Below are 10,570 nucleotides of genomic sequence, written 5' to 3' on the forward strand. Positions count from 1 at the left end.
CGGGGCTGGGCATTGTGCAGACATTTGAGTATTCGGCAAACGCGTATTTACAGGCGGGTACGCTGACGGCGATCCTGAGCGACTGGCGCCCCGCCGCCTATCCGTTTCATGTGGTTTACCCTCAGAACCGGCATCTGACGCACCGTCTTAAGGTGTTTATTGCGTGGCTGGCGGAGGTGTTTCCCGCCGCGCTGAAGGGGTAGCCGGGCGTAAACCCGGCTGTGGCTTAGTTAAGTTTATAGTCCAGCGTAATCTCAGCCTTCAGGAGCTGCGATACCGGACAGCCCGCTTTGGCTTTCTGAATAATACCGTCGAACTGCTGTGGGGCGATGCCCGGGACGGTCACCTTGCTTTTCAGGGCAACCTTCGTAATAGCAAAGCCACCGTCGGTCTTATCCAGAGAGACGTCCGCAGTGGTATCAATAGAGTCAGCGGTATAACCCGCTTCGCCGAGCATCAGCGACAGCGCCATCGAAAAACAGGCCGCATGTGCCGCGCCGATCAGCTCTTCCGGGTTGGTCCCCTTTTCACCCTCAAAGCGGGTGTTAAAGCCATAAGGCTGCTGATTGAGAACGCCGCTCTCGGTGGAAACCGTTCCTTTTCCGCGCTTAATGTCGCCAGACCAGTGTGCCGAACCGTGCTTATGAATAGTCATTCTTGCTCTCCTTTTGGCTTACAAAGGGTTAAGTATAGAAGGCTGTCCGGATTCTGCGGGCAAGACAGACGAGTCTTAGTCACTGAGTAAATGGTGCGCCAGCGCGTCAAGGAACACCCGCAGCGCGGCAGGCTGGTATTCACGGGACTGATAAATGCCATGGATGGCCAGCGGTTTCGGCTCCAGTGTCTCCAGTACCGGCACCAGTATTCCCTGCGCCAGCGCGGTTCGCGCCTCACGCTCCGGCAGCATAGCGATACCGCAGTGCTTAATCGCCGCATCCATCAGCAGCGAAGAGATGCTGGCGCTCAGGTTGCCGCTGACGGCCACGCTCAGGCTCTCGCCTTCCGGCGTCAGGAAGTGCCAGGACTGCCCGGCGAAAAAGCTGTAGTGCAGGCAGTTGTGCTGCGCTAATTCTTCGGGGCTGACGGGGGTACCGTGCTGCGCCAGATAGTCCGGCGAGGCGCAAAGCACCGAGCGACATTCCCCCAGCCGGCGGGCAATCATGCCGGGTTCAGGGTTATCCGTAATGCGCACGGCGACGTCGATGCGCTCTCCCACCAGGCTGACCGGGTGGTTATTCACGTCCAGCTCAATGCGCAGCTGTGGGTAGCGCGAGAGCAGACCGGGCAGTACCGGCGCAATCAGGTGCATCGCGGTAAAGTGCGCGCAGGCCACCCGCAGCGTGCCGGACGGGAGATCTTTCTCCGACTGGCCTTCAATTTCCTGCGAAATCTGCGAGAGCGTCCGCGTTTTTTGCAGCACCTTTTCCCCTGCCGCGGTCAGCGTCAGCTTGCGCGTGGAGCGGTTTACCAGCCGCGTTCCCGCCCACTTTTCCATTTGTTCAAGGTAGCGGCTCACCATCGGTCGGGAAATGCCCAGCGCGCGGGCCGCCGCGCTCAAGCTTCCCAGCTCGCATATCCGGTTGTAGACCTGAGCGGCGATAACGCGATCCATATAAGCTCCATTTGCTCGATTTATGAAACTAAGCATGTCCTGTTTCAGGAATTCTGGCAAATGCGAATATCCGTACAATAGAGACATTCCTGAACAACAGAGACAACAGCATGAAATTCACTCACCTTGCCCTGCTTTCCACGCTTTTCACTCCGGCTGTTTTTGCCGCGCCGTTGAGCATTGATACCTATAACCCGCAGGAGAAAGGCATTTTCGCGGTCTCCTCCACGCTGGTTTCCGGCCCGAAAGAGGCTGTGCTGTTTGACGCGCAGTTCAGCGTGAAGGATGGCGAAGCGCTGGTAGAGAAAATTCGTCAAAGCGGTAAGACCCTGAACAAGATTGTGATCACCTCCGGCGATCCGGATTTCTATTTTGGCCTGCAGCCGCTGGTCAAAGCCTTCCCGAACGCCAAAGTGGTGGCCACGCAGCACGTGGTTGACCACATCAAGGCCACCAAAGACGCCAAGCTCGCCTTCTGGGGTCCGCAGATGAAAGACGGCGCGCCAACGGAGCTGGTCGTCCCGCAGGTGCTCGCCTCCACCACGTTTATGGTGGACGGGGAAAAGATCGATATCGAAGAGCCTGACAGCTACGCGGCCTATGTGTGGATCCCGTCAGCGAAAACCATCCTCGGCGGCACCGGGGTAGCCTGGGGGATCCACGTCTGGACGGCTGACACCCAGACGGCGGCAAGCCGTAAGCAGTGGCAGGAAACGCTGGTAAATATGGCGGCGCACAAACCCGAGCGCGTGATCCCGGGTCACTATCTGGGTACCCCGCCAGCCGGCGCGGGTGCGATTGATTTTACCCGTGACTATCTGCAGCGCTTTGAAAAGGCCTTATCCGTTCATAAAGATTCTGCAGGCGTCATCAGCACCCTGAAAAAACAGTATCCGAACCTGGCTGAAGAGAGCTCGCTGGAATTAAGCGCCAAGGTGAATACCGGCGAAATGAAGTGGTAATGTAAACTCTGCTCCTGCTATATTTTCGTGATAGCAGGAGCACCGTTATAATATCCTCTCAACGCCACTTCAATTTACCCCCCCACATTTCAAAAGCACACAAAAGCATACACTTATGTCATTTTTATTTCTAAGATGAATCTGAGCCACAACCGGGAAAATATTTGCCATTCTGTTTATGAATTAAATTTTTTGCGAGCCGTACCATTAAACAGACAACGACACGGAGGCAGCATGTTTACTTATTACCCGGCTAATACCGCAGCAGCACAACCTGAACTCGTTAACGCGATTGCGCAGGGTCTTCACGCCGAGCACGGTGCTGTGACTGAAGATGACATTTTGATGGAACTGACCAGGTGGGTGGAATCCACAGATAATGACATCCTCAGTGACATCTACCAGCAGACCATTAACTACGTAGTCAGCGGGCAAAACGCACCTTTGTAAAAACCTGCTAAGCTGGATCAGCAACCTAAGGGGTTACATTTCGTTTGCGTCAGCAAACTTGTCCTTAAAACTATCAACAGGATTGAGGAGTTAATATGAAATCGAACCGTCAGGCACGCCATATTCTGGGACTGAACTACAAGCTTTCTAATCAGCGCAAAGTGGTTATTGAAGGCGACCACGAAACGCAGGTCACTCACGCCACCGGCAGAAAACGCCACGCGGGCAAGTAAGTTCCAGACTGAGATCCAGAACACCATCGGTAATCCCGATGGTGTTTTTGTTTATGTGTTGCGGTAATTAATATTTAGCTCCTTTATAATACCGCCTGACCGCCTCCCAGCGCACAGGCCAGAAAGATGACAAACAGCAGTGTCAGGGACGGATCTTCATAAAAAGAGTGAGTGACATGGACAACAAACTGAAAAAACATCGTTCCTTATACATCCCATACGCCGGACCGGTTTTACTTGAGTTCCCCCTGCTCAACAAAGGCAGCGCCTTCAGCATGGAAGAGCGCAGCAGCTTTAACCTGCTGGGCTTACTGCCCGAAGTGGTTGAAACCATTGAAGAACAGGCAGAGCGCGCGTGGATCCAGTACCAGGGTTTCAAAACCGAAATCGACAAACACATCTACCTGCGTAACATTCAGGACACCAACGAAACCCTCTTCTATCGCCTGGTGCAGAACCATCTCGAAGAGATGATGCCGGTGATCTACACCCCAACGGTGGGTGCGGCGTGCGAGCGTTTCTCAGAGATCTACCGACGCTCCCGCGGGGTATTCATCTCTTATCAGAACCGCCACAACATGGACGATATTCTGCAGAACGTGCCGAACCACAATATCAAAGTGATTGTGGTGACCGACGGCGAACGTATTCTCGGCCTCGGCGACCAGGGCATTGGCGGGATGGGGATCCCAATCGGTAAGCTCTCTCTCTACACCGCCTGCGGCGGCATCAGCCCGGCGTATACCCTGCCGGTGGTGCTGGACGTTGGCACAAACAACCAGCAGTTGCTCAACGATCCGCTCTATATGGGCTGGCGCCATCCGCGCATCACCGACGATGAGTACTATCAGTTTGTCGACGATTTCATTCAGGCCGTGAAGCACCGCTGGCCGGACGTTCTGCTGCAGTTTGAAGACTTCGCGCAGAAAAACGCGATGCCGCTGCTGAACCGCTATCGCGATGAGATCTGCTCCTTTAACGACGACATCCAGGGTACCGCATCCGTGACCGTGGGTACGCTTATCGCCGCCAGCCGCGCAGCCGGCAGCCAGCTGAGCTACCAGAAAATCGTCTTCCTGGGCGCAGGCTCTGCGGGCTGCGGTATTGCCGAGCAGATTATCGCCCAGACGCAGCGTGAAGGGTTAAGCGAAGAGCTGGCCCGCTCCCGCGTCTTTATGGTTGACCGTTTCGGCCTGCTGACCGACGGTATGCCAAACCTGCTGCCGTTCCAGACCAAGCTGGTGCAGAAGCGCGAAAACCTGAAAAACTGGGATACCGACAACGAAGTCCTTTCCCTGCTGGACGTGGTGCGCAACGTGAAGCCGGATATTCTGATCGGCGTTTCCGGGCAAACCGGTCTCTTTACCGAAGAGATCATTCGCGAGATGCACAAGCACTGTGAGCGCCCTATCGTGATGCCGCTGTCTAACCCGACTTCCCGCGTGGAAGCGACGCCGCAGGACATCATCGCGTGGACCGAAGGTAACGCGCTGGTCGCGACCGGCAGCCCGTTCGATCCGGTGGTGTGGAAGGATAAAACCTATCCGATTGCCCAGTGCAACAACTCGTACATCTTCCCGGGCATTGGTCTGGGGGTGATCGCCTCCGGCGCGTCCCGCATTACCGACGAAATGCTGATGTCGGCGAGCGAAACCCTTGCGGGTTACTCTCCGCTGGTCAATGACGGAGAAGGGCTGGTGCTGCCGGAACTGAAAGACATTCACAAGGTGTCGCGCGCCATCGCGTTTGCGGTAGGTAAAATGGCGCAGCAGCAGGGCGTGGCGGTGAAAACCTCTGCCGACGCGCTGCAGCAGGCCATCGACGACAACTTCTGGAAGCCTGAATACCGCAGCTATCGCCGTACGTCGATTTAATCCGCTCTGCCCGGTGGCGCTTCGCTTACCGGGCCTACGGGCTGGCTGTTTTCCCTCTCCCTGTGGGAGAGGGTCAGGGTGAGGGCAACAAACCGCACCATCGAATACCCACTAGCCAAACCCCTTTTCCCCCGCTACACTCCCTTTATCCATTAACCCACTGAATATATAAGGAGGCCAATTATGCTGTACTGTGAAATTTTCAATGTTTCACATACATTTGGTGATCGCACCAGCTCAAGCGTTATCGGTATCGTGCTGCGATAACTTCTGCTTGAGCGAAGACACCAACCCCTGAAATCCCTTCTCTCGGGCTTACTGAGTTATCGTCAGCGATGTTTGACGAGGCATAAACATGCCTGTAACTCTTGGGTAAGCAACAATGAGCACTTTACTCACTGCACAATCTTTACGCGTTGATACGGCGTTTGGCACGCTCTTCGACTCACTCTCCTTTACGCTGAAAAAAGGCGACCGCATTGGCCTGCTGGGCGACAACGGCTGCGGCAAAAGTACGCTGCTGAAGGTGCTGGACGGCACGGATTCCCCTGCCGCCGGAACGGTAGCACTGGCCGGGCACTGCCTGATGGCGCGCGTGGAGCAACATCTCCCGGACGCTATTTTTCCGCTGACCATGCTGGATGCCGTCCTGGCCCAGTTGCCCTCAACTGAACGGGAGAGTCTGCGCTGGAAAGCCGAAACGCTGCTGGCAAGCATGGGCTTCACGCCGCAGGATATGATGCTGCATTCCGCCACGCTGAGCGGCGGGCAACACACCCGCCTGCTGCTGGCGCGGGCGCTGATTCACGAGCCGGATCTACTCCTGCTGGATGAACCCAGCAACCACCTGGACCTGCCGACCATGCTCTGGCTGGAACACTTCCTACAGAACTGGTCGGGCAGCTTTGTGCTGGTCTCGCATGACAGACAGCTGCTGGATGCCGTCACCAACGGCAGCTGGATCCTGCGCGATCAAACGCTGCACTACTTCGCCCTTCCCTGCACGGCCGCCCGCAAGGCGCTTGAAGCAAAGGATGAAAGCGATGCCCAGCGCCACAAGGCCGAGCAAAAGGAGATCGATCGCGTGACCGCCAGCGCGAAGCGGCTGGCGACCTGGGGCAAGGTTTACGACAACGAAGACCTGGCCCGCAAAGCCAAACAGATGGAAAAACAGGTCGAACGGCTGAAGGAGAGCCAGACGGCGCTCACGGCAGGCAGCCCGTGGACGTTAACCCTTCGCGGCGACGCGCTGCGGGCTGACCGTCTGCTGGAGATGGAAAATCTCAGCGTCCCGCCTGCGCCCGGGCTACCGCCGCTGTTTAACATCGACATGGCGCGGCTGAAAAGCGGCGATCGCGTAGCGATTGTCGGGCGTAACGGCTGCGGCAAATCGTCGCTGATGAGGCTTATCTGGCAACAATTTGCTGATGAGTCCGCAGACAGCGGGTTGAAAATCCATCCGCGCGTGTCGCCAGGCTATTACGACCAGACGCTTCATCAGCTGCCGGATGACGCCACGCTGCTCGACGCGCTGGAGCCTTTCGCGCCGGATCCGCAGAACCGCAAAATGGCGCTGATAAGCGCGGGTTTCCCGTGGGCGCGTCACGGGCAAACGGTCAGCACGCTCAGCGGTGGTGAACGTTCGCGCCTGCTGTTCGTTGGCCTGACGCTCGCCCGCTATAGCCTGCTGATGCTGGATGAGCCGACCAACCACCTCGACATGGAAGGCAAAGAGGCGCTGGCGCACACTCTTCAGCAGTTCGAAGGCGGCGTCCTGCTGGTCAGCCACGATCGTCAGTTAATTAGCCAAAGCTGCAACCGTTTCTGGCTGATTGAAGAGGGAAAGCTGAGCGAGTGGCACGATGCAGAAGCGGTGTTTGAGCGTCTGCGTGAAAGCGCGGGGCTTATGACATCCGCTGCGCCCGCTGTCGCCGCGACGATTCAATCCTCGCCGTATGACGATCTGCTGGAGCGGCTGGTCGCGCTGGAAACGCTGCTGGAAGACGATCTGGCGCGTAAGCCCAAGCATCAAAAGCCGCAGCTACAGGCGCAATGGCGTAAAGAGATAGAGGAGATAGAAGCACAGCTGTAAGTCTGCGCCCGGCGAACATTTCGCCGGGCCAGAATTTTCCCCCTTAATTATTAGAGGAACGCCGTATTCTTAATCTGAAATCGAATCAAATGATGACATTATGTTGCCGCAGCCTTGCATTACCAGGCTAATGTATTAATCCTTAAGAGGTACTATACCTGCTATGCAGATTCTTATCATGAACAAGGAGATACACATGAAGGCTGCTGTTGTCACTCAGGATCACCAGGTCAACGTTACCGAAAAAACCTTACGCCCGCTAAAGCATGGGGAAGCCCTGCTGAAGATGGAGTGCTGTGGCGTATGCCATACCGACCTCCACGTGAAGAACGGTGATTTCGGCGATAAAACCGGGGTTATCCTGGGCCATGAAGGAATTGGTATCGTAAAAGAAGTCGGCCCTGGCGTGAAGTCGCTGAAAGTCGGCGACCGCGCAAGCGTGGCCTGGTTCTTTGAAGGCTGTGGCCACTGCGAATACTGTAATACCGGCAACGAAACCCTGTGCCGTGACGTGAAAAACGCCGGTTACTCCGTCGACGGCGGGATGGCGGAAGAGTGCATCGTCACCGCAGATTACGCGGTAAAAGTGCCGGACGGTCTGGATTCGGCGGCGGCCAGCAGCATCACCTGCGCTGGCGTCACCACCTATAAAGCAGTGAAGGTGTCGGGTATTAAACCGGGCCAGTGGATTGCGATTTACGGTCTGGGCGGGCTGGGCAACCTCGCGCTGCAGTACGCCAAAAACGTCTTTAACGCCAAAGTCATCGCCCTTGACGTTAACGACGAACAGCTGAAGCTGGCGGCCAGCATGGGTGCGGATCTCACCATCAACTCCCGCAGCGAAGATGCCGCTAAAATTGTGCAGGAGAAAACCGGAGGCGCGCATGCCGCAGTCGTCACTGCCGTCGCAAAAGCCGCCTTCAACTCAGCCGTTGATGCCGTGCGTGCCGGTGGCCGCGTGGTCGCCGTTGGTCTGCCGCCGGAAGCCATGAGCCTCGACATTCCGCGCCTGGTGCTGGACGGCATTCAGGTGGTGGGTTCGCTCGTCGGCACCCGTCAGGATCTGCAGGAAGCCTTCCAGTTCGCCGCTGAAGGCAAGGTCGTGCCGAAAGTCACGATGCGCCCGATCGAGGACATCAACGCCATCTTTAAAGAGATGGAACAGGGCCAGATCCGCGGCCGTATGGTGATTGACCTGCGTTCATAATCACCCACCGTTCAATTACCGCTCCTGACAGGGGCGGTTTTTTTATAGCCATTTTCCGGCAATCCTTATCTTAATTCCTTTGTTCCCTTGTTTTCCCCCGCGCCCGATGATGAATCCGACGCTAACAAGAAGATAACAAAGGAATTCACCATGCAAACCCCATTTCGTCTGCCGCTGCTGACGGCGCTGATTCTGACGACCACCGCAGCCTGGTCCGCGGATGCGCCCGTCAAAGGCGGCACGCTGATTTATCTGGAGCAACAGGCGCACACCAACCTCTATCCGCCTGCCGGTGGCTTTTACCCGAACGGCGGCATTCTGAACCAGATCACCGACAAACTGACGTGGCAGAACCCAAAGACGCTGCAGGTGGAACCGTGGGTAGCCGAAAGCTGGACCACCAACGCCGATAAAACCGAATACACCTTTAAAATTCGCCCCGGCATCACCTTCTCCGACGGCACGCCGCTGGACGCCAACGCCGTAGCAAAAAACTTTGATACCTACGGCTTAGGTAACAAGGCGCAGCGACTGCCGGTGTCAGAAGTGATCAATAACTACGATCGTAGCGAAGTCATCGACCCGCTGACCGTGAAGTTCTACTTCAAAAAACCGTCGCCTGGGTTCCTGCAGGGCACCGCCACAATCGGGTCGGGCCTGGTCTCGCTCAGCACGCTGAAGCGCAACTTTGAAGAGCTGGGTGATGCCCGGCATATCATTGGCTCCGGCCCGTTTGTGGTGAAGGACGAGAAGCTGGGTCGCGAAGTGACGCTGGAAGCGCGTAAGGACTACCAGTGGGGACCGAAAAACCTGGCGCAGCAGGGGCCAGCCAATCTTGATGGCATCAAGTTTATCGTGACTCAGGAAGACAGCGTGCGCGTCGGCGCCCTGCTGGCCGGTCAGGCGCATTTTATTCGTCAGGTGCAGGCGTATGACGAAAAGCAGGCGACAGACCAGGGCTATAAAATCTACGCCGCCCCGACGCGCGGGGTGAATGACAGCATCAGCTTCCGCCCGGATAACCCGCTGGTCTCTGATATTCGCGTACGCCAGGCGCTGCTGCATGCCACCAATGCAAAGCAGGTGGTCGAGACCCTCTTCTCGGCCAACTATCCGCAGGCGAAGTCGGTGATTGCCGATTCCGCCGCTGGCTTTGTCGATCTCAGCGATAAATTGACCTTTGACCCGGCTAAAGCCAACCAGCTGCTGGACGAGGCAGGCTGGAAAGCAGGCAGCGACGGGATCCGCGCCAAAGACGGCCAGCGGCTGGCGCTGACGGTGTATGAATCCCTGCCGCAGCCGCAAAATAAAGAGGTGCTGCAGCTGGTTGCCCAGCAGTGGCGTCAGGTGGGCGTGGCGCTGAGCGTGAAAGCCGGCGACGCAGGCAGCCGCACGCTGGATAACCTTGATCCGCTGAAAACCCCGTTAACCGTCTCCGAAGTGGGCCGCGCCGATCCGGACGTGGTGAAAAGCATGTTCTACCCCGCTAACCGCGACGCGCTGCTGCAAAAAGGCGGCTCCAGCGACAAGGTCAAAAGCTTCCGTGACGACAAGCTGAATGCGCTGCTGGTGAATGTCTCCTCAGAGGTTGATCCGCAAAAACGCCTGCAGCTGACCGGCGATGCCCAGCGTTACCTGCTGGATAACGCCTACGTCATTCCGATTTTCGAAGAGCCGCAGGTCTTTGCCGGTGCGCCGTGGCTGAAAGGCGTCAGTTTTGAAGCGGTAGGCCGCCCGTCGTTCTACGGCGCGTGGATAGAGAAGCACTGAGGAGCTGACGATGCGCCACGCACTTCTTCAACGTTTTGGGCACGGGCTGCTGGTCTTGTGGGCCGCCTTTACCCTCTCGTTCGTGTTGCTCCAGGTACTGCCGGGCGACGCGGTGCTGATTAAATTTCAGAACCCGGACCTGGGCTTAAGCCCGGCGCAAATCGAGGAGATGCGCGTGGCCTACGGCGCGGACAGCCCGCTGTGGCAGCAATACGGCCACACGCTGCTGGCGATGCTGCGCGGGGATTTCGGCTACTCGTTACAGGCCGGGGTGCCGGTCAGCGAACTGATTGCCAGCAATCTGCCGGATACCCTGAGCCTCGCCCTGCCCGCCTTTTTACTCGCGGTACTGCTGGCGTTTGCGCTGGCC

10 protein-coding genes and 1 pseudogene are annotated in these 10,570 nt (G+C 57.1%); 9 read left to right on the forward strand and 2 right to left on the reverse strand.

Going from position 1 to position 10,570, the window contains the following annotated elements; genetic code table 11:
* Nucleotides 1-203: LysR substrate-binding domain-containing protein (locus tag DOU50_RS02745; RefSeq protein ID WP_265589609.1), on the forward strand; the 203-nt coding region annotated here is incomplete at its 5' end.
* Nucleotides 204-226: 23 nt separating this feature from the next.
* Here DOU50_RS02745 and DOU50_RS02750 read toward each other — a convergent pair.
* Both DOU50_RS02750 and DOU50_RS02755 read right to left on the reverse strand, forming a co-directional pair.
* The gene (locus DOU50_RS02750; protein ID WP_023311893.1) at nucleotides 227-655 is read right to left on the reverse strand and encodes an OsmC family protein; all 429 of its coding nucleotides are present in this window, start codon (nucleotides 653-655) and stop codon (nucleotides 227-229) included.
* A 75-nt stretch (nucleotides 656-730) separates the two neighbouring features.
* Nucleotides 731-1,612, reverse strand: coding sequence for a LysR family transcriptional regulator (locus DOU50_RS02755; protein ID WP_048992329.1), 882 nt, complete (start codon nucleotides 1,610-1,612; stop codon nucleotides 731-733).
* A 110-nt stretch (nucleotides 1,613-1,722) separates the two neighbouring features.
* Between DOU50_RS02755 and DOU50_RS02760 the strand changes: the two genes are divergently transcribed.
* The 8 genes and pseudogenes from DOU50_RS02760 to DOU50_RS02795 form a co-directional block, all read left to right on the forward strand.
* Nucleotides 1,723-2,574: a Vmh family MBL fold metallo-hydrolase gene (locus tag DOU50_RS02760; protein WP_148768744.1), complete on the forward strand. Its 852-nt coding sequence runs from the start codon at nucleotides 1,723-1,725 to the stop codon at nucleotides 2,572-2,574.
* Between the two features lie 234 nt (nucleotides 2,575-2,808).
* Nucleotides 2,809-3,024: a biofilm-dependent modulation protein gene (gene bdm, locus DOU50_RS02765; protein ID WP_008501713.1), complete on the forward strand. Its 216-nt coding sequence runs from the start codon at nucleotides 2,809-2,811 to the stop codon at nucleotides 3,022-3,024.
* 95 nt (nucleotides 3,025-3,119) lie between these two features.
* Nucleotides 3,120-3,257 carry a stationary-phase-induced ribosome-associated protein gene (gene sra, locus DOU50_RS02770; protein WP_008501714.1) on the forward strand — a complete coding sequence of 46 codons (138 nt, stop codon included), beginning with the start codon at nucleotides 3,120-3,122 and terminating at the stop codon, nucleotides 3,255-3,257.
* 176 nt (nucleotides 3,258-3,433) lie between these two features.
* Entirely contained in the window at nucleotides 3,434-5,131 is a 1,698-nt protein-coding gene (locus DOU50_RS02775; RefSeq protein WP_024909550.1) for an NAD-dependent malic enzyme, read from the forward strand.
* A 382-nt stretch (nucleotides 5,132-5,513) separates the two neighbouring features.
* On the forward strand, nucleotides 5,514-7,223 hold the full coding sequence (locus DOU50_RS02780) for an ABC-F family ATP-binding cassette domain-containing protein (RefSeq protein WP_148768745.1): 1,710 nt from the start codon (nucleotides 5,514-5,516) through the stop codon (nucleotides 7,221-7,223).
* A gap of 196 nt (nucleotides 7,224-7,419) precedes the next feature.
* Complete coding sequence (adhP, locus tag DOU50_RS02785; protein WP_032647362.1) at nucleotides 7,420-8,430, forward strand: alcohol dehydrogenase AdhP; 1,011 nt, start codon at nucleotides 7,420-7,422, stop codon at nucleotides 8,428-8,430.
* 150 nt (nucleotides 8,431-8,580) lie between these two features.
* Nucleotides 8,581-10,200, forward strand: a complete 1,620-nt coding sequence (locus tag DOU50_RS02790; protein ID WP_148768746.1) for a TIGR04028 family ABC transporter substrate-binding protein — start codon at nucleotides 8,581-8,583, stop codon at nucleotides 10,198-10,200.
* A gap of 10 nt (nucleotides 10,201-10,210) precedes the next feature.
* Nucleotides 10,211-10,570: pseudogene (locus tag DOU50_RS02795) on the forward strand (ABC transporter permease); the annotation flags it as partial.

This window comes from Enterobacter sp. C6, from assembly GCF_008122455.1.
Taxonomy (GTDB): domain Bacteria; phylum Pseudomonadota; class Gammaproteobacteria; order Enterobacterales; family Enterobacteriaceae; genus Enterobacter; species Enterobacter pseudoroggenkampii.

Bases quoted from the DNA above. Each gene is read 5' to 3' on its own strand.
- bdm (WP_008501713.1), top strand. From the start codon at position 2,809: ATGTTTACTTATTACCCGGCTAATACCGCAGCAGCACAACCTGAACTC.
- DOU50_RS02790 (WP_148768746.1), top strand. From the start codon at position 8,581: ATGCAAACCCCATTTCGTCTGCCGCTGCTGACGGCGCTGATTCTGACG.
- DOU50_RS02775 (WP_024909550.1), top strand. From the start codon at position 3,434: ATGGACAACAAACTGAAAAAACATCGTTCCTTATACATCCCATACGCC.
- DOU50_RS02780 (WP_148768745.1), top strand. From the start codon at position 5,514: ATGAGCACTTTACTCACTGCACAATCTTTACGCGTTGATACGGCGTTT.
- DOU50_RS02760 (WP_148768744.1), top strand. From the start codon at position 1,723: ATGAAATTCACTCACCTTGCCCTGCTTTCCACGCTTTTCACTCCGGCT.
- DOU50_RS02750 (WP_023311893.1), bottom strand. From the start codon at position 655: ATGACTATTCATAAGCACGGTTCGGCACACTGGTCTGGCGACATTAAG.
- DOU50_RS02755 (WP_048992329.1), bottom strand. From the start codon at position 1,612: ATGGATCGCGTTATCGCCGCTCAGGTCTACAACCGGATATGCGAGCTG.
- adhP (WP_032647362.1), top strand. From the start codon at position 7,420: ATGAAGGCTGCTGTTGTCACTCAGGATCACCAGGTCAACGTTACCGAA.
- sra (WP_008501714.1), top strand. From the start codon at position 3,120: ATGAAATCGAACCGTCAGGCACGCCATATTCTGGGACTGAACTACAAG.